23 protein-coding genes and 4 pseudogenes are annotated in these 23,678 nt (G+C 57.1%); 13 read left to right on the top strand and 14 right to left on the bottom strand.

Annotated features, from left to right (window positions below; genetic code table 11):
- Positions 1-325: 325 nt before the first annotated feature.
- From FH061_RS24735 to FH061_RS24720, 3 genes are all read left to right on the top strand, one after another.
- Positions 326-640, top strand: coding sequence for a BON domain-containing protein (locus tag FH061_RS24735; RefSeq protein ID WP_151638494.1), 315 nt, complete (start codon positions 326-328; stop codon positions 638-640).
- A gap of 317 nt (positions 641-957) precedes the next feature.
- The gene (locus tag FH061_RS24730) at positions 958-1,149 is read left to right on the top strand and encodes a hypothetical protein (RefSeq protein ID WP_151638493.1); all 192 of its coding nucleotides are present in this window, start codon (positions 958-960) and stop codon (positions 1,147-1,149) included.
- A gap of 737 nt (positions 1,150-1,886) precedes the next feature.
- Complete coding sequence (locus tag FH061_RS24720) at positions 1,887-2,201, top strand: BON domain-containing protein (RefSeq protein ID WP_151638492.1); 315 nt, start codon at positions 1,887-1,889, stop codon at positions 2,199-2,201.
- A 189-nt stretch (positions 2,202-2,390) separates the two neighbouring features.
- Here FH061_RS24720 and FH061_RS24715 read toward each other — a convergent pair whose 3' ends face one another.
- A complete protein-coding gene (locus FH061_RS24715) occupies positions 2,391-2,870 on the bottom strand; it encodes a hypothetical protein (RefSeq protein ID WP_151638491.1) in 480 nt (159 codons plus the stop codon).
- A 609-nt stretch (positions 2,871-3,479) separates the two neighbouring features.
- On the opposite strand from FH061_RS24715, the gene FH061_RS24710 reads away from it, so the two are divergent.
- From FH061_RS24710 to FH061_RS31245, 3 genes are all read left to right on the top strand, one after another.
- Complete coding sequence (locus FH061_RS24710; RefSeq protein WP_151638490.1) at positions 3,480-4,241, top strand: hypothetical protein; 762 nt, start codon at positions 3,480-3,482, stop codon at positions 4,239-4,241.
- Between the two features lie 135 nt (positions 4,242-4,376).
- Entirely contained in the window at positions 4,377-4,823 is a 447-nt protein-coding gene (locus FH061_RS24705) for a hypothetical protein (RefSeq protein ID WP_151638489.1), read from the top strand.
- A gap of 1,079 nt (positions 4,824-5,902) precedes the next feature.
- Positions 5,903-7,333 carry an IS110 family RNA-guided transposase gene (locus FH061_RS31245; protein ID WP_225984859.1) on the top strand — a complete coding sequence of 477 codons (1,431 nt, stop codon included), beginning with the start codon at positions 5,903-5,905 and terminating at the stop codon, positions 7,331-7,333.
- 260 nt (positions 7,334-7,593) lie between these two features.
- Here FH061_RS31245 and FH061_RS24690 read toward each other — a convergent pair whose 3' ends face one another.
- Both FH061_RS24690 and FH061_RS31875 read right to left on the bottom strand, forming a co-directional pair.
- Entirely contained in the window at positions 7,594-8,169 is a 576-nt protein-coding gene (locus FH061_RS24690; RefSeq protein WP_151638488.1) for an IS630 family transposase, read from the bottom strand.
- A complete protein-coding gene (locus FH061_RS31875) occupies positions 8,091-8,270 on the bottom strand; it encodes a winged helix-turn-helix domain-containing protein (RefSeq protein ID WP_225984862.1) in 180 nt (59 codons plus the stop codon). Before FH061_RS31875 ends, FH061_RS24690 begins: the two co-directional genes overlap by 79 nt.
- Here FH061_RS31875 and FH061_RS31235 point away from each other — a divergent pair.
- The gene (locus tag FH061_RS31235) at positions 8,196-8,507 is read left to right on the top strand and encodes a hypothetical protein (protein WP_225984865.1); all 312 of its coding nucleotides are present in this window, start codon (positions 8,196-8,198) and stop codon (positions 8,505-8,507) included. The two genes, FH061_RS31875 and FH061_RS31235, sit on opposite strands and share 75 nt — an antisense overlap.
- Before the next feature lie 310 nt (positions 8,508-8,817).
- Here FH061_RS31235 and FH061_RS31230 read toward each other — a convergent pair.
- The 10 genes and pseudogenes from FH061_RS31230 to FH061_RS24640 form a co-directional block, all read right to left on the bottom strand.
- Positions 8,818-9,234 (bottom strand): annotated as a pseudogene (locus FH061_RS31230) (MaoC family dehydratase); the annotation flags it as partial.
- A gap of 129 nt (positions 9,235-9,363) precedes the next feature.
- Positions 9,364-10,329: pseudogene (locus FH061_RS31225) on the bottom strand (NADPH:quinone oxidoreductase family protein); the annotation flags it as partial.
- Positions 10,330-10,362: 33 nt separating this feature from the next.
- Positions 10,363-11,202, bottom strand: coding sequence for an SDR family NAD(P)-dependent oxidoreductase (locus FH061_RS24675; RefSeq protein WP_151638485.1), 840 nt, complete (start codon positions 11,200-11,202; stop codon positions 10,363-10,365).
- Between the two features lie 22 nt (positions 11,203-11,224).
- Positions 11,225-12,328 (bottom strand): hypothetical protein, encoded by a 1,104-nt coding sequence (locus tag FH061_RS24670; protein ID WP_151638484.1) that lies wholly within the window; start codon positions 12,326-12,328, stop codon positions 11,225-11,227.
- Between the two features lie 14 nt (positions 12,329-12,342).
- Complete coding sequence (locus FH061_RS24665; protein WP_151638483.1) at positions 12,343-14,040, bottom strand: AMP-binding protein; 1,698 nt, start codon at positions 14,038-14,040, stop codon at positions 12,343-12,345.
- Positions 14,041-14,070: 30 nt separating this feature from the next.
- The gene (locus FH061_RS24660) at positions 14,071-14,253 is read right to left on the bottom strand and encodes a hypothetical protein (RefSeq protein WP_151638482.1); all 183 of its coding nucleotides are present in this window, start codon (positions 14,251-14,253) and stop codon (positions 14,071-14,073) included.
- Positions 14,254-14,288: 35 nt separating this feature from the next.
- Positions 14,289-15,047 carry an SDR family oxidoreductase gene (locus FH061_RS24655; RefSeq protein ID WP_151638481.1) on the bottom strand — a complete coding sequence of 253 codons (759 nt, stop codon included), beginning with the start codon at positions 15,045-15,047 and terminating at the stop codon, positions 14,289-14,291.
- 20 nt (positions 15,048-15,067) lie between these two features.
- Positions 15,068-15,415 carry a histidine phosphatase family protein gene (locus tag FH061_RS24650; protein ID WP_151638480.1) on the bottom strand — a complete coding sequence of 116 codons (348 nt, stop codon included), beginning with the start codon at positions 15,413-15,415 and terminating at the stop codon, positions 15,068-15,070.
- Positions 15,415-16,473, bottom strand: coding sequence for a phosphotransferase family protein (locus tag FH061_RS24645; RefSeq protein WP_225984858.1), 1,059 nt, complete (start codon positions 16,471-16,473; stop codon positions 15,415-15,417). Before FH061_RS24645 ends, FH061_RS24650 begins: the two co-directional genes overlap by 1 nt.
- Positions 16,474-16,504: 31 nt before the next feature.
- Positions 16,505-17,752 carry an acyl-CoA dehydrogenase family protein gene (locus tag FH061_RS24640; RefSeq protein ID WP_151638478.1) on the bottom strand — a complete coding sequence of 416 codons (1,248 nt, stop codon included), beginning with the start codon at positions 17,750-17,752 and terminating at the stop codon, positions 16,505-16,507.
- A 167-nt stretch (positions 17,753-17,919) separates the two neighbouring features.
- On the opposite strand from FH061_RS24640, the gene FH061_RS24635 reads away from it, so the two are divergent.
- The 5 genes and pseudogenes from FH061_RS24635 to FH061_RS24620 all read left to right on the top strand — a co-directional run bounded on the left by FH061_RS24635 (position 17,920) and on the right by FH061_RS24620 (position 22,709).
- Positions 17,920-18,861: a LysR family transcriptional regulator gene (locus tag FH061_RS24635; RefSeq protein ID WP_151638477.1), complete on the top strand. Its 942-nt coding sequence runs from the start codon at positions 17,920-17,922 to the stop codon at positions 18,859-18,861.
- 370 nt (positions 18,862-19,231) lie between these two features.
- On the top strand, positions 19,232-20,893 hold the full coding sequence (locus tag FH061_RS24630) for an SMP-30/gluconolactonase/LRE family protein (protein ID WP_151638476.1): 1,662 nt from the start codon (positions 19,232-19,234) through the stop codon (positions 20,891-20,893).
- Between the two features lie 360 nt (positions 20,894-21,253).
- Positions 21,254-21,322 (top strand): annotated as a pseudogene (locus FH061_RS31665) (hypothetical protein); the annotation flags it as partial.
- Positions 21,323-21,406: 84 nt separating this feature from the next.
- Entirely contained in the window at positions 21,407-21,622 is a 216-nt protein-coding gene (locus FH061_RS31215) for a hypothetical protein (protein WP_225984857.1), read from the top strand.
- A gap of 16 nt (positions 21,623-21,638) precedes the next feature.
- Positions 21,639-22,709, top strand: coding sequence for an SGNH/GDSL hydrolase family protein (locus FH061_RS24620; protein ID WP_151638475.1), 1,071 nt, complete (start codon positions 21,639-21,641; stop codon positions 22,707-22,709).
- Between the two features lie 147 nt (positions 22,710-22,856).
- Here FH061_RS24620 and FH061_RS24615 read toward each other — a convergent pair.
- Positions 22,857-23,099 (bottom strand): annotated as a pseudogene (locus tag FH061_RS24615) (IS3 family transposase); the annotation flags it as partial.
- 392 nt (positions 23,100-23,491) lie between these two features.
- On the opposite strand from FH061_RS24615, the gene FH061_RS24610 reads away from it, so the two are divergent.
- Entirely contained in the window at positions 23,492-23,674 is a 183-nt protein-coding gene (locus FH061_RS24610; protein WP_151638474.1) for a porin, read from the top strand.
- The last annotated feature ends 4 nt before the right edge of the window (positions 23,675-23,678 follow it).

Here is a 23,678-nt window from a genome sequence, read left to right as displayed (position 1 = left end):
AGGATCCGTAGCCGATTTAGGCCATACACATCGCAGTGCCGTCCCGTAACTAGGCAGTTTCTGATTTTCTCCATTAGCGTTTACTGGCGGCCGCACTATACTTCACCATATATTTTCGAGTGGCTGCTGGTCGGGCAGGCAACATTAAAAGCTGTTTAACGCCGAAACCAAAGAGCCGACGGCATGATCGTTCGCCAGTCCCACTGTCGATATTCCCCGCATTCAAGGAATCCGAAGCCTCCTTAATTTTGGCTTAATGAGCCGTGGCTATTCTGTCGAGAACGGTGCATCACCATCAATAACCATTCTCTGAAAGGAAGTTACCATGAGCAAAGTAAGCATTGCAGCGGTAGCCATTCTTGCTACTGTACTAAGCGCATGTAGCGCGACATCCGAGTCCAGGGCAACGGGCCAGGCGTTGGACGATACCGCCATCACTGCCCGTGTCAAAACTGGAATTGCAAAGAGCCAGGGGTTTTCCGAAGCGGCAACCATCAATGTCGATACATATCGCGGGGTTGTCATGCTGGCGGGCTTCGTCGACAGCAAACAGCAGATTGATACCGCAGTCGCGGCCGCATCGGCGGTACCCGGGGTGGACAAGGTTGTGAACAACCTCAGGTTAAAAAGCGCACCATAGAACTCATCCATAGGGTAGATAAGTCATCCATTCGAAAGGGCGAGGAGCGATTGATGTACACAGCACGGACAGGTGGCTCAGAGAGTCCAATCCGGCGCGAATTCTTACATCGAGAAGATTTCCCATCTGTACCAGTCGATCAACATGATTCCGAAAATGCCGGATCTTCAAATGCCGCTGGCATGTGTCCTGTGTCTGAATGGCTGTCACCACACCTTCGGCAGCAGGACTACCCGAGTCCCCCGAATCGTTCCCCTCACCCGGGTACGCGAACGGGCTGGACGTTTCGCCAATCGCCTAAGCATTGGAGGTATTCCATGTCCCGACTCCTGATTGCGCTCGTGGTGTCGCTATCGGCATCGGCCCATGCAGCGGCGCAGATCACTTCGCTCGTAAGCAGCAATGCGACCAGCTCCACTGAAGTTGAAGCGAACGCCGTCGGACCACAGGATAGCGTCGGCACGTCCGGCACTTCACCTACCAAAAACATGATGAAGCGGCACGGCTAAATCCTACCAGGCGCTTCGGGAGCGTCTGGCGGCACGTCGGAGGATATCGCACCCGGCAGTTTCGAATCCTCCACCGGAGACGATGCCCGCAACAGGCCCGACGGCAATACCGAGCCGGCGTCTCGGTCGTTGCCAGGCAAACCGGGCGGCAAGTAGACCCACGCACGATGCTGCCTCCGGGCAGCGGAGACAGCAGTGACGGCACTTCCTTTGACTCGTGATGTTGTGATTTCCCACTGGGCTTCCTTCTTAATTTAAAATCTTTTCGAATTAAGGAAGTATAGTCATGGCAAACGAGCAATTCCAATCCTGTAACGACGCATGCGACCATTGCGCTACCGCCTGCCTGCCAGCAGGAGCAGGACGTAAATATGATGACACGTTGCATCGCACTCGACATGGATTGCGCCGTGATCTGCGGCATGGCGGCAGCGTACATGGTCCGCGCCTAAAGCCCAACATATTTTCTGACTAGCTCTATAGAACTTAGCTCGCATAAAAATTTCAATTCATTGAATTTTTTATAAACCAGTCGCGCTGTTCTCCGGCTGTTTTGCGTGTCCACCCAGCGCCACCATCCTTGGAAAGCGGTAATAAGCTGGTAATGAAACGGTAATCCGCGTAGATCGATACTTGGTACAAAGTATGCAAAGATTCAAGCAAGGCTTCTTGGGACCGGCTAGCCATACTGCCACCCAATCATTTAAACGTGCCCTGATTTCTTGAAAGGAATTGTGATGAAAGTGATGAATATTGCCATCACCGTCCTGATGGCATTCCTGATGAGCGCATGTGCTCCGAGCCCGACGTCCCGTTCAACCGGCCAGACCCTGGATGATGCTGCGATCACGGCGCGCGTAAAGACGGAAATTGCCAAGGTGGCGGGTCTTACCGAAGCCGCGATGATCAATATTGATACCTACCGCGGCGTTGTCTCTCTTGCCGGATTTGTCGATTCCGAGCAGCAAAGGAGTATGGCGGCGCAGGCGGCTACAGGCGTAGCCGGGGTTTCCAGGGTAGTCAATAACCTGCAACTGAAGAAGCGGCCTTGAGCAACCGCGACTAAATCCATTGACGCATATTGCAGGCCGTCGATATTAGGGCCGGTCAACGAGGAACGCTGGTATTCAAGGCATTCCTCGTATGGGATGTTCGTTAGTCCAGTCGGACATCGGAACCGGCACACCAAGGTCGCACCTTGCATCCACTGAAGAAAGTGGCGGGTATGGCCGTACGACGCATCAGGAATTGCGACACTCGATTTGCATCGAATCGATCGAATCAACAAGACCGATTTCTGCGCGCAAATCCTGAACGATTTGATTCGGCTGCAGCGTGGCAGACCTGCCTGTATATGCGTGACCTCCATAGATCTTTACCATGGCATTGGGCCCGATACTGATCCCGTCCGCCCGTCCCGCCCAGTTTTTTCCTGATGCCGTCACGAGTGCAGGCATGTACTTGCTGCCTACGATCGTAAGGTACTCCTTTCCTTTGGGCTTTTCGACATTGTCCATCAGCTGCACCCAGCAGCCGTTATAGAGTAATGGATCAGGCTGAGATCCCGGGAAGATTAATGTATTCGCTGGTTCGACATCTCGGCTGCCTGCCGATGACCTGGCATTGGCAGCGCCGCTCTGGGCCCAGCTGGGGGATGATGCAAGCAGTAAGCTGGTGACGGAAGCAGCCAGTGCAATCCGATATCTTAATGAAGTTTTCATGACATGCTCCTTAAATAGACATCATTCATGGATGCCAGCCGGTGAACGCTCGGTATGATATGCTTACTTCATATCTCAAGTCATATTGCTACCCTTTCAGACCCGGCCGGTGAGTGGGTACAGCAAGAGAATATGGCACCGGAATTAAATTAGAATTAAGCTTGTGGCATGCCGCCTGGCGGCGTGAACGATCTGGATTGCCTCTCTTGCAAGTCGTCTCTTGTCCCGTCGAGGCGCATCGCGCCTTCCCTTTCCTGGCTGCATCCGGCACGTAGGTCCCCCGGTCAGGATATGCCGGTCCCTAGGTCTGGCGGACGCCCGCCGGCAAGCAAGATAGATATAACGGCTGCGGCTCCAGCCGTTACCTCGACGTACTTAATTTTTACTTAATTCGTGTTGCATAGACTCGTTCAAGCCATCATCGGCAAGCGCTAAGGCCTTGTACGTAAAGGCTCTCTGCAATGACGCGGCTCGACCTGGCTTCAATGACAATGCATCCGGTATTTCGAGTCACGCCATGAAAGGTAGGCAGGGAAAATACAGGGGGTTTCTTTGTCCCTTGAACGGCAATTCCATGCAATGGTGCAAATCATGATTGGAAATCTTTCAATGCAGATCGTCTTGCTCACAACTCTTCTTGTTTCGCTGCCCTCGACGGCATGCTCATGGAATAGATCAATGGAGCATGGTATCTGTCCTGAGATGGAATACATGTACGGCGGCTTCAATACAGGAACCAGCGAATTGGAAGTCCCGCTGGAAAATTGCGACACGCATCCACTGCCGACTCGTCCTGAACACGTTCTGCCTGCGCGCCGCACTGAAACGATGGCGCGGGTAGTATCGAATGAAAGCCCGCTGCTCCGGTGGACGGTTGTGAAAATAGGATATGTAGAACACTCACGTCAGAATGAACCTCTCGTCCGAGATAGGCTTTTACGTCAACGCGTGGCGCTGCCAGCCGATTCTGCGCAGGATGGACATGCTCCAGAAGCGGGTTTGCTTTTTACCGCCATCAACACTACGATTGCCGATATCGTCCGCAACCCTCTTGGATACGCCGGCCGCAATGTTGCAGTGCGCAGCACAGTCGAGGAAATCTATTCGCCTTGGTCCATCCGGATGGACGAAAAACAGATGTTTGTCGCCGGCATTGACAACGACATCCTCGTAGTGTCCCTTGAACCTCTTGCGCTGCTGGGGTTCGATCGCGCATGGAAGGGAAACAGAGTGCGCGTGACCGGTACGGTTCGGATTCTGCAGGCAGGCGATTTTCAGCATGAATATCTCGGTGGCATCGATCCACAAATAGCCAGTCGGTTTGTGGGCAAGCCGGCCATTATTGCCAGATCGATCGAGTATGCGGAGTAAGTGGTCGGCATCGCGTCACAAGTGCGGCATTCGCCTCAAAGAATGGCGAATGCACTGCGACCTTCATGTGCAAGTAAAAATTTGGATCACTCATGCAGTAAAACCCCGGACCTGGTTCATACTTAAGGAGTTGATATGAAACGGATAATCTTTAAAGCTGTTGCATTCCTGTGCAGCGGACTGCCTGCATTCGCTGGCGCGGCAGAATCACCCGCCATTCTCTCGCCTGCGATACCGCCGCAAATCATTATCGCCCCGACGGAAATCCGCGCCGACCCCACACTTGCCCAGGGCTGCTGGATCCGATTATTTCCCGAAGCCGGATACAAAGGACAGGATGATCTCACGATTGCCGGTCCGATCGATATTCCCGCGTTGCAGGCACCATCCGGCAACGTCTACTGGAGACACAAGCCAGAGAGTTTCATCGCCGGACCAAACGCGACGATCATCGCCTATGAGAACCAGTCTTTTCGTGGACCATCGGCGAGCATCAAGGCAGGCACCAGAGAAACAAACTTGCGCGAGGGCTTGCGGCTCATGCAATCCATCGATTCGCTGATCGTTCGCTGCAAGCAGTAACGCACGCTAGCGGGATTAGGATTCCGTTCTTTTGTATGCTTTTCGTTGTGGCGGGTTACACAAGCAACGAACACGGCGGTAAGGACAGCAACGACGGCCACACGTGCATTCACAAGACGCTCAAGAGTGTTGTACTGTCGCAGCCTAAGCGTATTTCGCCCTCAGTCCGCCATTGATGACGAGTTTGGTGCCAGTGATATAGCGGGCTTCGTCGGTCGACAGACGCAGTGCTGCATTGGCGATGTCCTATGCGCTACCCATCCATCAAACAGCGGCCAGCAAGGCAACATCGGAGATCCACTCAACTTGCTGGTACCGATTGACCTGCTCAACAGTGAAAGCAGCACAAAGAACAGTTGCTGGAATCAGGGTTGATGCGCTTTCACATCAACCGCTGTGATGTAAGCACTCCACCGTTGCCATTCACAGCAACTGCGAACATTCTTGTCGCCATCTAGGAGACAGACATGCAGGTTTTCCGTCAGGTATTCCATACTTTGGTAGTGGTGGTGATGCTGTCGATTTCGCTGGCTACGACCTAGTCGGCCAGCGCACAAGCCGCGCCAACGCAGGCTCCGTCTTAGCCGTCAGCGAACAGGTTTGGACCGTCCGCGCAGCAATCGACCGGCCTCCCGAATTTCTCAACGTTCATCAAACAACGGGGCAGTGCTGTGGTCAATTTCAGCACCATGCGCACGATCCGCGAATTCAAGGCAGCAGTCCAGATTCCGGAAGACGATCCGATGTATGAATTCTTCCGCCACTTCATGCCGCCGCAAGATCAAGCCGAGCGGAAGGGATTGGTTTGGGGTCTAGGTTCATCATCCACCAGAATGGATATATTCTGACGAATGCCCATGTTGTCGCCAACACTGACGAGGTTACCGTGACGTTGACCGACAAGCGCGAATTCAAGGGAAAGGGAGAAATCCCGGATGGAGCAGGTAATGGCGCTCGAGGCCGACCGGATGGCAAATCTTGTGTTCAGCAAGGAAGAGTTTGAGCGCGTGATCCGTGTCGTGATGGAAGAGCGCCGCTGACGCACGGAAGATCAGCCGCTTCCGCTGCTCTACGAGGCGTTGTATGCAACGGCCTTCTTTTCGCATCCATACCATCACCCGATCGTCGGCTGGATGTGCGATCTGCGCAACATGACAGTTGAAGACGCCAAAGACTGGTACGGCCGCTGGTATGTCCCGAACAATGTCACGATGGCAGTGGCGGGCGACGTCGAACCCCGGCAGGTATGTGCGCTTGCGCGCAAGCACTTCGGGCCGACTCCGTCGCGCTCGGGACGCGCTACCCGGTCGCAGGACGAAGCGCCCCAGCGCGGCGTGCGGCGAGTGACCGTGAAAGCACCTGCAGAAAACCCGCACGTCGCGATCGCGTTCAAGGCGCCGACCCTGCGCGATGTCGAAAAGGACGAGGACGTCTATGCGCTTGAAATGCTGGCGGCCGTGCTCGACGGGTACGATAATGCGCGCCTGAACGCCAGGCTGGTGCGAACCGATCGGGGCGCCAACTCAGCCAATGCGGAATATTCCAACATCTCGCACGGGCCTTCCCTCTTCATTCTTTCCGGCACACCGACCGGGAAAACGACGACGCAGGAGCTCAAGGCGCTCATGCGTGCCGAGATCGCGCATATTGCAAAGGAAGGCATGTCTGCAGAGGAGCTTGAACGCATCAAGACACGGCTCATCGCCAGCCAGATCTATAGACGCGATTCCACTTTCGGACAGGCAATGGAAATCGGCGTGATGGAAATTTCCGGTATCCCCCATACCAAGATCGACAGGATTATCCGTGTCCGCTCGCTGTGGATGGCCACACGCACTGCAAGAATCAATGCCTTGCGCGGCTTCTGTCGTGAGTTCGGTATTTCCGTTGCGACTGGCAGTCGCAACGGCCTGGAGCAGATCAGTCGGGTTCTTGCCGATCCTGCTTCTACCATCCCAACGCTCATTCGCGGCACAATGAAGTTGCTGGTGGAAGAGATTCAATTGCTCGAAGCTCGGGTTGCTCAGCTCGAACGCGAGCTCACGGCGCTGGCGAAACAGTCTCCTGCTTGCACCACGCTGCTGTCGATTCCTGGCATTGGTTTGTTGACCGCTACCGCGATGGTGGCGGCCACCAGTGGAAACGTCTCCCACTTCAAAGATGCCCGGCACTTCGCTAGTTGGTTTGGCTTGACGCCGAAGGAACATTCGTCCGGCACTACCAGAAAGCTCGGACGCATCTCCAAGAAAGAAGAACGATACTTGCGCATGCTGCTGACGCACGGTGCCCGTTCGGTACTCCGAGCGGCAAGCGTCGCTGTCAAGGCTAATCGCCAGATTGACGGTCTGCGAACTTGGGCACTTGATGTGCAGTCCCGCGCCAACCACAACAAGGCGGCGTGCGCGCTGGCCAACAAACTTGCACGGATCTGTTATGCGACTTTGCGTGATGGAGAAATATATGGAGGAAGCGTTACGCGCATGAGCCAGAAGCTTAACGATCCGACGTAACCGGTGCCTGCCTGAGCAATACGCTACGAACCGCAGTTGAACATACCCGCCTTTGCGAAGAGATTGATCGCCCATCATGGCACCCAGGGATACCCCCACATCGTTTGACGCCGAAAACGCACTTGGCAGCTGTACGCCTGCCGCTCGCATTGATTGGCGCAGTGATGTCGCAGATTCCATGTCGGCACGGACCACAACAGAGTCCACCTTAGATGCCGGATATACGACTGCAGGCTCCTCCCTCATGCCATTCCTATCGATCAGTCCCTTGTACTTTGGAGGGAGTCAATATAAGTGCGTTTGGCCGCCGCCCGAAGAGAAGTCTTCATCTTGGAGAAGACCTGTTCAATAGGATTGAAGTCTGGACTGTAAGGCGGCAGGTAACGCAATTGCACGCCGGCTGCCGCCATCGCCGCTTCGATGCCGGCCACCTTGTGTGAGCCCAGATTGTCCAGCACCACGATGTCGCCCGGATGTAGCACCGGCACCAACACTTCTTCGACCCAGATTCGGAAGGTCTGACCGTTGATAGGGCCATCGATCACCCAAGGCGCCACCAGGCCATCGCAGCGCAAGGCACACACGACTGTGGTGGTTTTCCAATGGCCATAAGGGGCATGCCCAAGACAGCGTGTGCCAATAGGTGAACGTCCCCGGGTCGGGGTCATATTGGTGCTGGCCCAGGTTTCGTCCAAAAATACCAGGTGCTCGACTTCCAGTTCAGGTTGTTTTTCCTGCCAAATCTGCCGGGCCAGCGCTACGTCCGGGCGCGTTTGCTCGGATGCATGGAGCGACTTTTTTTGAGGCTGAGGTTCAGCCGTGCCAGCGTCTTCCATAGCGTAGAGGTACCAACCCGTATTCCATGCTCAGCTTCAAGCCAGGCGCAGAGCTGCTTGAGGGTGAGATCGTTGACGGCATTGACTTGGTCAATGAGCACCTGTTCGAAGCCGGTCAGTTTGAGTTGCCGGTGGCTGCACTGTACGCCGGGCGTCTCTTCGCCGAGGCGGCGTCGTCGGGAACGGGCGCGCGACACATAGGCTTGACCAAGATGCCATGCCATCACAGCCTCCGCTTCACCGTGCGTGACATTCTGACGTCTTGGTTCTACTGTAGGTTCACCACCTTTAATGGTGCAGCTCAACACGAAAATGCTCTAGAATCGGTTGTTGGCTAACAGCGCGGCTAAGCGCGAAGATCGCGCCGATACCCGTTGGCCTGCTCTAACTTGCCCAAGGGTCGCGGCACTCGCCGCAAGCACCATCCAACCGAGTAACAGCACCCCGCAGGCGCGCTCCATACCCGCCAAAATCGATGCCCTGGCTTTTTTCACCAGCGTGCTCCCTTTTGTCCGTAACCAAGTTGGCTTCAGTCTCGCTGGTCAAGAGGGGATCGTGCGAAAGCAAGTCCCTCTTGTTTTTACGCCACACGCCAATCGGTTTAATTTTGGCGCCAAAAATTTACCCTTAAGGACTCCGCTTCCACGCCTACTCGATCAGGTAGCCCAGGTTCACGGCCACGATGGCCGGCTTGCTTTCGCCCTCGATCTCGAAGGTGTTTTCGGTGGTGACGAGCCAGCGTCCCATACCTTTGCCCTCGATGGCAAGCAGCTTGACGCGGTTACGCACGCGCTTGCCGCTCTTCACTGGCGACATGAAGCGCACCTTGTCCAGGCCATAGTTGAGCGAGGCCTGCACCTGCACCTTGCCGCCCAGCAGTTCGTACATCGTTACCGGAATCATCGACAGGCTTAGGAAGGCATGCGCCACGGTGGTGCCGAACGGGCCTTCCTTGGCGGCGCGCTCCACATCAACGTGAATCCACTGCTCATCCTGCGTGCAGCGGGCAAATTCGTTGATGCGTTCCTGATCGAGCGTGATCCACGACGAGAGTCCAATTTCCTTGCCCACCAGCGCGGCCATATCACCGGGCTTCATTGGTGTGTCAGCCTTGACCTCGGCTTGCGCGTCGCTCGCCGGCTTGTGTGTGGGCGCCGTCTTGCCAGCACTGACTTCCGCCGCCTCGCCATTGGTGATGACCACCTTGCCGGTAACCTTGCGGTCGAGCAAATCCTGCAGCGCCTGCGCGCCCTGTTCCAACGGATAGCGGCCGGAAATGTGCGGACGCAGCTTGTCCTTCGAAATCAGGCCGAACATCTCGGGGAGGTCTTTGATGAAGTCGGGCAACTGGCGCTTGACGAATTCGCCCCAGAACACGCCCATGATCGAGGCGCCCTTGAGCAGCGGCAGATTGAAGGGCAGCGCCGGAATGTCGCCGTTGGCAAAGCCGATCACCAGGTAACGCCCGCCCCAGGCAATCGAGCGGAAGGCGGGCTCGGCGTATTCGCCACCAACCGGATCGTAAATCACGTCCGGGCCTTTGCCGCCGGTGAGTTCCTTGAGGCGCTCGCGCATGTCCTCGGTGCTGTAATTGATGAGATCGTCAGCGCCGTTCTCTTTGCAGACCGCCAGCTTTTCCGGTGTCGAGGCAGCGGCAATCACGCGCGCACCCAAGGCCTTGCCGATCTGGATGGCTGCCAGACCAACACCCCCAGCAGCGCCCAGCACCAGCATGGTTTCGCCAGCCTTCAGGTTCGCCCGTCCCTTGATGCCGTGGTAGGACGTGCCGTAGGTCAGCGTGAATGACGCCGCCACGTCAAAGGGCATGCCCGGCGGCATAGGGATCAGCTGACGGCCATCGACAATCACCTTCTGCGCGAAGGCACCATACTGGCACGAGCAAATCACATGCTGGCCAAGCTTGACGCCCTTGACGCCTTCGCCCATGGCGACCACGACGCCGGCAAGCTCCGACCCCGGCGAGAACGGCAGCGGCGGCTTGAACTGATACTTGCCCTGAATCACCAGCGCATCGGGGAAATTCACCCCGGCGGCTTTCATCTCCACCAGCACCTGGCCTGGGCCTGGAACCGGATCCGGAATCTCTTCGACAACCATCTGGTCAGGCATGCCGAGGGTTTTGCAGAGTAGCGCTTTCATTGAGTTGTCTCCTGACGTTGGATTGAGATTGGCTTAAGTGGCCAATGACGGATTGCGTTGCGCAAGAATGCCCTGCATGCGCAGTTCGATCGGTGCATTGATGCTGCGGTGGGGGATGACGTAGAACCGGTTTTCGGCGATGGCCTTGAAGGTTTCGCTGGCCATGTCATCCGCGCCCAAGTGGCCAGAGGCGATGGCCTTGCCGATGCGCTGGTTGATGACGGCGGAGATGCCCTCCACAGCCGTGGTCTCACCGGCATCGGCCGGGCGGTTTTTCGCCGAATCGGCAATGCCGGTGGGCACCCAGGCCGGGCACAGCAGCGACAGGCCAATGGGCGAGCGGGTCATCTTGAGTTCCTGATACAGCGTCTCGGACATCGTCACCACGCCGTGTTTGCTGACGTTGTAGGCGACCATGCCGGGGTTGGAAAGAAAGCCCGCCGCAGAGGCGGTATTGACGATGTGCGCTTCGCCCCCGGTGGCCTGCATGCGCGGCAGAAATTCGCTGATGCCGTGAATGACGCTCCACAGATTGACCGCGAGCACCCATTCCCAGTCCTGCGTTGTGTGCTCCCAGGTGACGCGGCCAAGCGCGACACCCGCATTGTTGAAGAGCAGATGCACAGCGCCAAAGCGGCCATAGGCGGTATCGGCCAGCGCCTTGATTTCGCTGGCATGGCGCACATCGGTGCGCAAGGAAAGCACGCGCTCGGGCGGCAGGTTCAGCGTTTGGGCGGCGCTTTGCAGCGCGGCGTCGTTGATGTCGGCCAGCACCAGGTTCATGCCCAGCCCGGCGGCGTGTTTGGCGAGGGCAAAGCCAATGCCGCTGGCAGCACCGGTGATGACGGCGGTTTTGTCGGTGAAGTTATCCATAAGAGGCTTTCAGGGTCGAGGGCTATTTCGGGGAATACGGCACGCTGACCAGCCGGTTGCCGGTGAAGCTGCCCAGCCAGAGCTTGCCCTGGTGTTCGCGGGCGACGGTGGCCGCGCCCATTGGAGCTCCGGCGTGCTGCAGGATGATTTCGCTGGCCATGGTCTCGGGGTTGATGCGATGCACGGCGTAGTCGAGCGCGCAGGTTGCGCCCGGATGATGGTTGCATTCGATGTGCATGAGCAGCGGCCCGGTATGGGCAACGTCGAGCAGATTGCCGTGCTCGTCCCAGGCCAGATTGTCGGCGTGGCCAATGGGCGCGGAGCCGAGCTTCTTGCCGCTTTGCCGGTCGAGCTTGAGCACTTCGCCGCCGAAATAAACGTTGGCATAAACATGGCGTTCGTCAGCGCTCATTTCGACGCCATTGATAAACGCACCGTGGCTCTCGTCGAGGATGCGAAATGCGCTGCCGCCCGGCTGCCATTCAAAGACATAGTCCGACTTGATGCCGAGCATGGTCTTGAGGATGCCGAAGTTCAGGCCAAAGATGCTGGTCGAGCGCTTGTCGAACATGTGCGAGCCGATGAAGCCGCCGTTCTTGAGCACCACCACGTCATTGACGAACATGCCATCGGCCATCGGCACGCAGCCGCGCCAGGCCAGTCGCGGTGCGCTGGTGGCATCGCGGGCATTGAGCAACTCGAACAGCTCGACGCTCTCGCGTCCGCCATGATTGACCACGGCCAGCTGCCAGCGCCGGTCGGCGCGCTGGCGCAGCGAAATGCCATGCGGCGCAAGCTTCGCACCCGGGTTGCCGGGGCAGTTGCTCGTTCGCCAATTTTCGTTGTTGGCAGGCTCGGTTGCCGAGGATGGAAAGGCCGGGCTGACCGTTTGCGAGCTAGGCTCGAAAAACACCAGCGAGCCCGCATCGGCGCTTTCCATGCTCTTGCCCATCTGGCTGACTAGCAGGATCTTGCCATCCGGCAGCGCCTCGATGTCTTCGGGGTTCTGGAATGTGCACACCGGCTGCATGGCCCCAACGGCCGTACAATCGCTGACCAGGGCAGGCTTGTCCGAACAGCCGGCCAGGCCGACGCCACACAACAATGACAAAATGAGTCGGTTCATGTGTCCTCGCTTCTTCACTGGTCGTGCCAGACGACGGGCGTGGCGGCGGCCAGCCAGCGCGCGAAGCTCTCGGCGTAATGGTTTTCCAGCGCATTGCGCTTGAGCTTGAGCGTGGCCGTGAGGAAGCCATCTTCAACCGTCCATTGCTCGGGCACCACGGCGACGAAATCGAGCCGCTCGTGCGGGTCGAGCTGCTCATTGACCTGCGCCAGATGGGCCGCCAGCGCCTTGGTAAATTCAGCGCGCTCGTCTGCATCGCGCAGGGCCTCCCATTGCCCCATCGGCAGCATCGCCAAGGCAAACGGCTGGGCTAACGACGCACCGGTCACCATGCAGGCTTCGATGCGCGGGAAGGCGGCGAGACGGTTCTCTATTGGCGAGGGAGCAACGTATTTACCCTTGCTGGTCTTGAACTGTTCCTTGGCGCGACCGACGATGCGCAAGCGGCCTTCCTCGTCGATCTCGCCCATGTCGCCGGTGCGCAGCCAGCCGTCCTCGGTGTGCGCTTCGCGGGTGCGCTCGGCATCCTTGAAATAGCCTTGCATATGCGCCGGGCCGCGCGTAAGCACTTCGCCGTCGTTGGAAATTCGCATTTCGCAATGCGGCAGCGCCCGGCCGATGTAGCCCGGGCGCACCTTGCCCGGCTGGGCGACATTCGTAATGCCAAAGTTTTCGGTCATGCCGTAGCCATCGAGCAGTTCGAGCCCCAGCTTGCGATACCAGGACAGGATGTCCGGCGCGAGCGGCGCCGAGCCGCTGCCAGCAAAGCGCACGGAATCGAGGCCCAACTGCTGCAAGACCTGGCGGCGGACGGTCTCGCCGTGCGTCGGGTCGGCCAGCATGGCGTCAAGCTTTTGTGGCTGCGTCTCGGCAAAAATGCCTTGCTGGAACTTGCTCCACAGTCGCGGCACGGAAAAGAAAATCGTCAGCCGGGCGCATTGCAGGTCGTGCATGAAACTGGCCTGCGAGTCGTTGAAAAACACCTGCAAGCCCGCATACAGCGCGGTGCATTCGACGATCGCCCGTTCGGCCACATGCGCCAGCGGCAGGTAGGAAAACGCGCGGTCGTCGGGCGAAAGTTCGATGAAGTCGGTGAGCGCCTTGCCCGAGTGGGCGAAGGACGCAAAGCTATGCACCGCACCCTTGGGCATGCCGGTGGTGCCCGAGGTGTAGACGATGGTGGCCATGGCGTCGGCGGGCCGGGTCGGGCTGTCGCGCATCGGCTCGGTGGTGGCAATGACGCCAGCCCAGTTGGCGCAGTTGGCGCTACCGACCAGGTCGCTCGCGCTCGAACCCGGCGTGAGCAGCGTTGGCATGCTTTCGGCGATTCCGGAACGCATTGCCGGCCAGTCGTCGAGCCTGCCGACGATGCACAGTCGTGCCTCGCTGTGATTGAGGATTTGCGCCACCGATTCACCAACGAGATTCGGATAGATCGGCACCGTGACATAGCCGGCCATCCAGATTGCCAGATCCGACATGATCCACCACGCGGTGTTTTTGCTCATCAGACCGATGCGCGCACCGGACTCGAAGTTCTGTGCCTTGAGCCAGGCGGCGATGCGGCGCGCTTCTTCCATGGCCTCCGACCACGTCCACTTACGCACGTCGCCATGGCCCATGGGTTGGGTCAGGAAGGCATCGTCGGCACGCGTCTTTTCCCAGTAATAAGCGCGCTGCAAAGGAAGTTCGTTGGCAGTGATGGTGTTCATGGATTTCCTTTTGGTGGTCTTTCAGACGCTTTACTGGTTGGCGAGGTTGGCGGCTCGTCCGTGACCAGCATCCCGCGCTTGGCACCCGTGCGGGCAATGAAACGGCACAACGTCAGCGACGCGTCGGGACGTGAACGACAGCGGTGTCGGCATGTTGAACACAGGCACAACGATGCGATTCATCGCGGCATGCAGGCGGCTGAACAGATACATGGTTAATCCTCCCTGATTTGTTTTGGTGTGGGCGGCTAACCGTTGAGCTTTACGACCAGGCCCAGTGGCAGATTGCGCATCAGGAAGCCCACCAGCGTCCACGGGAAGCCGGGCACGCAGGCGGTGTCCGGTTCGCGCTCGATGGCATTGGCCAGCGCGCAGCTGCCGGTTTTCTCGTCCACCTCGAAGGGCAGCTTCTTGGCGCCCTTGTTCATCTCGGTGCGGATATAGCCCGGGAAAATCGTGCTGACCTTGATCGGGCTGCCGCGCAGCTCCGCGCGCAGGCCTTCGCCCAAATGCGCCAGCGCGGCCTTGGTGGCGGCGTAGTTGGTCAGGTGCCTGGGCAGGCCGCGCATCGCGCTCATCGACGAGATCAGCACCAGATGGCCGGATTTTTGCGCGCGAAAAATTTCCATTGCGGCTTCGACCTGCGCCAGCGCTGCGATGTAGTTGGTTTCGGCGGTCTTCTTGTTCAGCTCGAAATGGCCGGTGCCCAAGCGACGGCCATCGCCGAGGCCGGCGTTGATCACGAGGCGACTGATATGCCCGAAGCGCTGGTGAAATTCCTTGAACACCTCGAATACCTGCGCGTGATCATTGACGTCCAGCGCCAGCAGTTCGACGCGCACGCCGTGGGCTTGGATGAGTTCGTCGCGCAGGCTTTCCAGGCGATCGATGCGACGTGCGCACAGGCCGAGTTGGTAGCCGCGCGCGGCAAACATGCGTGCCATGCCCGCGCCAAGGCCGGAGCTGGCGCCAGTGATGACGATGGTCTTGGTTTTGTTCGTTGACATTGGGCTCTCCTAGCGCCAGGTCAGCAGTTGCGACACGGCGGCATCCTGTCCGATGAAGTGGCCGTGTTCGTTGAAAGCCAGCAGGTTGGCGCGCCCCTTGGCATCGAAATTGATTCGTGGTGATCGAACTCGGGGAGCGCCGGCATTTCGCTGATCGACAAGTCGCTACACAAACCTTCACTCAGCCCCTGCGCCGTCTGCCAATGCCGTCGCATCGGCCCCGTGCGCAGCGAAACAATGCGTTCGCCGCGCTCGCGCAAGACTTCGCCCAGATGCACCGATTGCGCGATGCCGCGTGGCGAGAGTTCGTCATAGACCTCCGCGCCGAACGAGGCTTGGCCATGACGGATGAGCAGCAGGCTGGCCATCAGCGTGCCTTGCGCATCAGTTGCAGGCAGCGTCGGTGCAGCGCATGCGCGACGATCCAGAAGTTCTTGAACGCCGAGTTGTCGGTTTGCCCGTGGTGGTAGCGGTAGTAAATCTGCTGCGCGATGCCCGCTAGCCGAAACACGCCGAAGACTTCATAGAACGTCCAGTGCGCACCCGAGAGGCCAGTCTTGTCGAGGTAGTAGTGCACCACTTCCTCGCGCGTCATCATGCCCGGCAGGTGCGTGGGCTGACGACGCATGGAGCGCATGACGAAGTTGTCGTCGGGCTGAATCCAGTAGGCCAGCATGCTGCCCAGGTCGATCAACGGATCGTCCACCGTGGACAGCTCCCAGTCGAGCACGCCGATGACCTTGGTCGGGTCGTGCGGATCGAGCACCACGTTGTCGAAGCGCCAGTCGTTGTGGATCAGGCAGGCGGTGGAATCGGCCGGGCAGTTGGCCTTGAGCCAGCGGCGCACCTTGCGAAACGACGGCACGTTCCAGGTAATCACTTTCTCGTAGCGCTGATCCCAGCCCTCGACCTGGCGCTGGCAAAAACCCGGCCCTTTGTAGAGCGCCACCAGATCGGGCTTGGATTGGTAATCGGCCTTGTGCAGGGCGATCAGCTCGTCGAGCACGTTGGTGCACAGCTTGCGTACTTGCGTAGCGTCGAGCTTCACGTCGCGCGGCAAATTGGCGCGCGGGATGATGCCTTCGAGCCGCTCCATCACGTAAAAATCACAGCCCAGCACTGCGTGATCCTTGCACGCCGCGACCATGGTCGGCACCGTCGGATAGACCGACTTGAGCGCGTGCTGGATGCGGTATTCGCGCACCATATCGTGGGCTGATTTGGCCTTTGTTCCGTTAGGCGGGCGGCGCAGGATGAGGTCACGATATGCATATTTGAGGCGATACGTCCAGTTGGATGCACCGCCGGAGAACTGAGTGATCTCGGGCTCGCCGACCAGCTCAACGCCATTCGTGCGCAGCCAATCGCTAACTGCCTGACCATCCAGCTGCTCACCTGGACGCACATTCGTAGCCTGATCGATCATGCTTATCGGATTCATATCCTGTTCAGCCTGCTTATGACTTCTGCTTGGACTTGGCATAGCCGAAGCGCGCGAGTTCAAGCTTGGCGATCAGGCTCTGGTGCACCTCGTCCGGACCGTCGGCGATGCGGATGCTCCGGCCCTGGATAAAGAAAGCGCTCAGGAACGTGTCATCCGATACTCCAGCGCCGCCATGAATCTGGATCGCCATATCGACCACCCGCTGCAGCACATTTGGCGCCACGACTTTAATTTCGGAAATTTCCTTCATCGCGCCCAGGCCGCCGACCTTATCGATCCTCCATGCCGCATAGAGCGTCAGCAGACGCGCCTGGTCAATTTCCATGCGTGCTTCGGCCAGCCGTTCGGCGTTGCCGCCTAGCTTCATGAGCGGCTTGCTGAAGGCTACGCGCGACATGCCGCGATGCACCATCAACTCATACGAGGCCTCGGCTGCACCGATGCAGCGCATCGCGTGATGGATGCGGCCCGGACCCAAGCGGCCCTGCGCAATTTCAAAACCGCGTCCCGGGCCGGCAATAAAGGCCGACAACGGCAAGCGCACGTTCCTAAAGTGAACTTCGCCATGCCCGTGCGGCTCGTCATAGGCTCCAAACACCGGCAGCATGCGGATGACTTCCACGCCAGGTGCGTCGAGCGGCACCAGCACCATCGAATGCTGGTGATACCTGCTTTTTTCCGAATCAGGCGTATGCGCCATTACAATCAGGATCCTGGTATGCGGATCGCCGATGCCGCTGGACCACCATTTTTTGCCGTTCAGGACAATCTCGCCATTCTCAATGACCGCGGTAGCGCTCATATTGGTCGCGTCCGATGATGCGACGTCGGGCTCGGTCATGCAGAACGCGGAGCGGACTTTTCCGTCGAGGAGCGGCTTAAGCCATTGCTCCTTTTGCTCGTCAGACCCGTACTTCCAAAGCACTTCCATGTTGCCGCTGTCTGGAGCGTTACAGTTGAATACGGTTGGTGCGATGAGGCTACGGCCCGACTCCTCGGCGATCAGTGCGTAGTCCAGAACCGATAGGCCTGCGCCGAGTTCATCATCGGGCAGAAACATGTTCCACAGGCCAGCGGCCTTCGCCTTCTGTTTCAGCTCCTCCAGCGTGGCCGGCCATGTCCAAACTCTCCAGTCACCGCCATGATTGGTCTTGCGGACTTCAGCCCAAAAGGCAGGTTCGATAGGAACTATCTCATCCCGCATAAATTGCTTCACGCGGCTCAAGTAATCTGCTGCCTTTGCACTCGGTTCAAAATCCATGCTGCTCCCCATTGACATTTTGACGCAGTCTAGCCGATGATCTCCATCAATGGAATTTAGTTTAGTGCATGGCGGGATATAAAATAAATTGATATGTCGCTGGGCAGCGGTCTAGTCGCCGGATAGCTCTATCCGGATTGCGGCATGAAATGCTTGCGGGGGAATGAATGAGCGTAAATCAGTGGAACATAAAAAGGCTTGACCTGAATCTCTTCAGGGTTCTCGATGCGATTTACACGAATGGCGGTATTTCGGGCGCTGCGCGTGCACTGCATTTGACGCAGCCTGCAATCACACATTCGCTTAATCGCCTGCGGGAGGTCTTCGACGACCCGTTGTTCGTCAGGCAGGGCAACAAGATGATCCCGACGGAGAAGACCCGCTTGGTTCTTCCGCAAGTTCAACTTTGTCTTCAAGGGTTGAATGCCACGGTGATGCATGAACAGGAGTTTAATTTGCGCGAGGCAGAACTGACGTTCACGCTCGGCTTCCGGGATGTGCTGGAGGCAACGGTATTGCCGGCGCTTACCAAGATAATTCAGACAGCAGCTCCGAGGATGACGATCATCAGTCGAAGGGTGGTGCGTGAGGAAATTGAAAAGGAGCTGAGCGCCGGAAGAGTTGATTTGGTCGTTGAGCGGCGGATTCACGTTGAAAAGCGTGTTAAGAGCACTTACCTGGGCGATGAAACGATGGTGGTTGTTATGGCGAAGAATCATCCTTTGGTCAGCGGGAACTTGCAGAAGAACGATTATCTGCGGGCACGCCACGTCGTGGTCGCGCAGCAAGGGGCCAGGGAATCACTCGACACGCTTTTAAATGAGGCAGGACATTTCCGGGAAGTCAGCATCGTCTGTCAACACCTCTACGCCGCCTGTAACGTGGTCGCAAGCAGCAATCTCCTGCTCACTATGCCGAGTCTCTATGCGCGCGACTTGACTCGCGTGCTACCGATAGTCGTGCGCCCCCTGCCGATTCGGCTCAAGCCAATCCGACTCGAGATGTACTGGCATGAAATGAAAGAGAACGACTCAGGTCACGCTTGGTTGCGAACGACCCTCGCAGACCTCATTCCGGGCAAGCCGGAAAACTCGCCACCTGAACGCTGAACCCGTCTTGCACGCCCCGCCAACGCTGTCCTTTTCAAGGATTGGCACCAAGTAAACGCCGACTATTTTCGGCTCACGTCCAGCAATAAAAGATGCTGCTGCCCGTCTTCGCACTGTAGCGCTACAGGTACGCAGCGTTTGCATGCGCGTAGCGGCGCCCGCTTAAATAGCAATTGCACGCCATTCGACACCTTGAGATCGGATGCATATCTGCATACGACCCAGGCTATAAATCTGATTGATGAGTGCCTATAACACCATTTCAATTCTAAGTGGATAAGCGTTTGGCCTACACTTTTTAGGCTGACATCGTTAAGCCACAACAGGCTATGAGCCCGGCGTAAATTCATTTCAAATACAAGGAGACATTATGCGCGTTCGATTAAGGTTGTCAGTATTGGCAGGGGCGGCGGCACTGGTTGCCGGATGTGGAAGTTCAACGGCGGAATATGCCAGCGCTGATACCAATGCCGCGGCCAGCAGAGTCTACGCTGCGCCCGAGATCGTGGTTGCGCCTTCCAGCTTCAAGGGTGTCCACGGTCTTGCCATTGATGCCAGCGATCGGCTGCTGGCAGGGAGTGTCATAGGAAACGCCATGTACACTGTCGACCGGACTACCGGCAAGACCTCCGTTTTCATTCCTCCCTACGAGGGGCAGGCAGACGACATCGCCGTTGGCCCGAAAGGGGAGCTGGCATGGACCTCCTACCTGCAGGGCGTACTGCGTTACCGCGAGTCGGACAGCGCGCCGATCAGGGTCCTGGCCAAGGATCTTCCAGGCATCAACTCGCTCGACTTCAACCGGAAGACTGGGAAGCTTTATGCCAGCCAGGTATTTCTGGGGGACGCCTTGTATGAAATCGACATCAGCGGGCAGCAGGCGCCGCGCTTGATTCGAAAAGACATGGGCGGATTCAATGGCTTCGAAGTCGGCCAGGATGGATGGCTCTACGGCCCCCTCTGGTTCAAGGGCCAGGTAGCCAAGATCAATCCGGATACGGGCGAGTTGGTAGTGATCGCTTCTGGCTTCCAAGTTCCGGCGGCCGCCAATTTCGATTCAAAAGGCAATCTGTATGTGGTGGACACGAAGGCGGGCGAACTCGTTCGTGTGGATATCAGCAACGGCAACAAGGCCGTGGTTGCCAGGCTGAAGACATCTCTCGACAATCTGGCGATCGATAAGCAGGACCGTATCTATGTCTCCAACATGGCGGACAACTCCATCGAACAAGTGGACCCTGCTACTGGCACATCGCGCTACATTACGAGGGGCGACCTTGCTGCACCAGCCGGGCTGAAGATTTCGGACGACGGCAAAACGCTCTATGTTGCCGATACCTTTGCCTTCCGCACCGTCGATACGCAGACCGGCAAAGTCACTGACATCAGGCGGATGCAAGAAGGTGATCTGGAATATCCCCTCGGTGTCGGTGCAAGTCAGAAAAGCCTGCTGTTGACAAGTTATTCGACCGGCAGCCTGCAAATCCTCGATCGTTCCGGCATGGCGACCAAGGCGATGCTGCATGGCTTTTCTGCTCCAAGTGACGCCGTTGAAATGCATGACGGGACAATTCTTGTTTCGGATCTTGCACTGGGGAGCATCATCCGTCTGAGCGGCACCAACTATTCCGATCGCGCCACCGTCGTTGACGGGCTGATCGGGCCGGTGCAGATGATCACCGGCAGGAACGGAGACGTGTATGTCACCGAAGCGGCGGGCAAGCTGACGCGCATCAGCACGAAAGACTGGAGCAAGAAAACGGTCGCCGATGGGCTGACTTTGCCGGAAGGGCTTGCTGAAACGGCAAACGGCCGGTTTATTGTCGCCGAGGCAGCGCTTGGTAAGCTTACCGAAATCAATCCGGTGGATGGCTCAAAACGGACGATTGCCGAAAACCTGCCGATTGGCTTCGAACCGGGACCTGGCATGCCGCCAACAAATATTCCAACAGGAGTTGCAGTAGATGCAGGCGGCAACATTTATTTTACTGCTGACCGCAACAATGCAATCTATCGCATACCTGTTCGGTAACCCATGGAGTGCTCTGGTTCGAAAGCCTGCGGCCATGCGGCGCTGGCCAACAGCTCCGGACACCAGTTTTTTGCTGCCGTAAAGCTGTTGCACTGGATGTCGCAGTGTTGTACTGGCCCTACTGCACAGCGAAGAAATGTTAACAATCGAAATTTGCTCACGGGGGCTGTGAAGACGCCCGGTCGCGCAAGCCAGGCGAGCATCTTCACGGTATTATTTTTCTATGCTGAGCAACTCGACCTCTAAATACAGGGGCGCATACTATCGAAGAACCGCTTCACATTCATCCACCCGTTCAACTTGCGGCAGCGATCGGGCGCCTGACATCCATGCGAAGAGTTACCTGTCGCATATGTTCAACTGCGCCCGGGGCTGAAAGTAAGCGAGGCCGAACTGCTTGCATTTGCAAAGACTCATATCACCGAACGTGCTGCTTGGCCAAAGGCGCTTCACATCGTTGATCAGATACCCCTGACCGCTGCAGGAAAAAGCTTTAAACCTGCGTTGAAAGAATTGGAAATTCTTGATGCGCTTACTCTGGCGCTGAAAGACGCAAATATTTGCTGCGCACGGCTTGCAATTAAAAAATGCTCAAAACGTGGTGTCGTCGTGCGGATAGATGCGCCGGACAAATCCGATAAGCCGCTAATCCAGAAAGTCCTCGGCGCTTTTCCATTTGCGATCGAATTCACCGATCCGATTGGCCGCCAAAGAAATATAGCTTTTTAGTCGGCGATTAACATACTTGAACAACCAAATTCTACAAGGAGAAGACGTGCTTAAATATCTAAAACAATCATTCTTACCTCAATTCGCTAAGCGCAAAGATAGAATCCGTTCCTTGCTTTTACTGCCGGTTGTTATAACCGCCTTGGCTTCCTGTGGTGGTTCAGACCGGCCGAATGTGGAGCGCGTTGTCATGTTTGGCGATAGTTTATCGGACTTGGGCACGTATAAAAAAGTTGCTGAAGCGGCCGGGTCCCCTACTGGCGGTAAGTTCACGGTCAATCCTGGCCCTCTGTGGATAGAAAATGTGGCCGATTACTATGGCCTTACGATCAGCGCAAACCGAAACGCGGGATACGGCTTTGGGCCTTTTACCTTAGGCGGAACCGGCTATGCTGAGGGTGGTTCGCGTGTTTCTCAACAGCCAGGTTCTTTCAATACTGATGCGACGAATGGCCCCAATTCGGGCAATAGTTCCTTGCCGGTAAAGGATCAGATCTCTACTCATTTGTCCCAAAAAGGAAGCTTCAAAGCATCCGATCTTGTCATGGTCTGGGTAGGTGCCAACGACGTCTTCAGACCTATTGCGTTTGCACCCCTACCTCCTGATGCTGCAGTTGCCCAGTTGCAACAAGCAGCGGATGATCTGGCAACCGAAATCAAACGATTGAAGGCAAACGGGGCGGAGAAAGTAGTTGTCTTGAACATTGACGACTGGGGAAAGGCACCTGCGTTTGCAGCTAGCGCAGCGGCGCAAGGTTTTGCTTCAGCATTGTCGTCGACCTTCAATGGACGCTTGGCAGCAAATCTGCAAGGCGTAAGCGGCGTGGTTCTTGTAGATATTTACAGTCTCTTTGCAGATATACGCACAAATCCGTCCAAGTACGGCATTATCAACTTGACGACTCCTGCGTGTGCTGCGAGTACCCGTGTAAGCAGCTATTCTCTTATTTGCACTCAGTCGACACTCGTGACGCCGAACGCAAACAATACTCACCTTTACGCTGATACTGTGCACTATACGGACAGGACCAATCGCATTATTTCTGATTATGTAATCGGGAAAATTGCGCCGATTTACCCGAAGTGAACCGCTAAATTAGCGGACTTATAGTGCAGTGCCTGCCAATCACGCTTCAGTCGTGGTTGGCAGCGTGTTTAGAAGCGTGAAGGATTTCCGTCAAAGCTACTCCAAAAGTACGAACTGAGGTGCCCTGTCAATAATGGACCTCGTGTTTCAGGCAGCTTGCTTGTGCTTGAAGGCATCTGCAAACACTGCCGGTGCTACATTGCCCAGGCGTGAATGGCGCCGCTGGCGGTTATAGAAGATCTCGATGTACTCGTGGATCGCTGCCTCGGCATGTGCCCGTGTCGGATAGCGCTGGTGATGCGTCATCTCGTTTTTCAGGCTGCCCCAGAAGCTCTCCATCGGCGCACTGTCATAACAGTTTCCCTTGCGTGACATCGATGCCCGCATGCCGACGGTGCGCGTCAAGGTAGTTGTCGCATAAATCAAGCTGCGAACTTTAGATCTTTCGATGCAGGCGCGTTAAGCCAGACCTCACCCGGCGCCTGCCATGGTCTGGGTTGGCGCTTCCAGCGCAATGGATGTTTCGTACGCGCCGCCGCATAGACAACACGGCGATGTGCCAGCAACGCTTCCGACACACCACTGTGGCGCTGTTCCGGCGTCACGTAGGTTACTTAACTGATCGCGCACTTTGGTAAGACACCATAGAGGGTCAATGGCCTTACTTCTATCCGCCTTCAAGTTGAAAAACCGTGAGTGATGGGTGCCATCAACCGCAATGCGCGGCTGGATGCGGAAAGCGTTTCGCTGGGCAGCATTACACTGTCGGCGCCGGTCGGCTAATGGGCGCCGTCGCGCATACCCGCAATAACCTGTTCGCCGACAGCGACGTGACGCTGATCTCGCTCGGCTACAACCATAACCTGTCCGAGCGGACCGACGTGTACCTGTTCTTCGCATTTGCCGACAACGATGCGAATGCGCATTACGCGCTGGGCGGCAATGGCTTCCGTAAGAAGTCCTAGTTCA

The sequence above is a fragment of the Noviherbaspirillum aerium genome (assembly GCF_008929045.1).
Lineage (GTDB): Bacteria > Pseudomonadota > Gammaproteobacteria > Burkholderiales > Burkholderiaceae_D > Noviherbaspirillum > Noviherbaspirillum aerium.
Note: the sequence above shows the minus strand (reverse complement) of the source record. Positions and strands in the feature narration are given on the sequence as shown.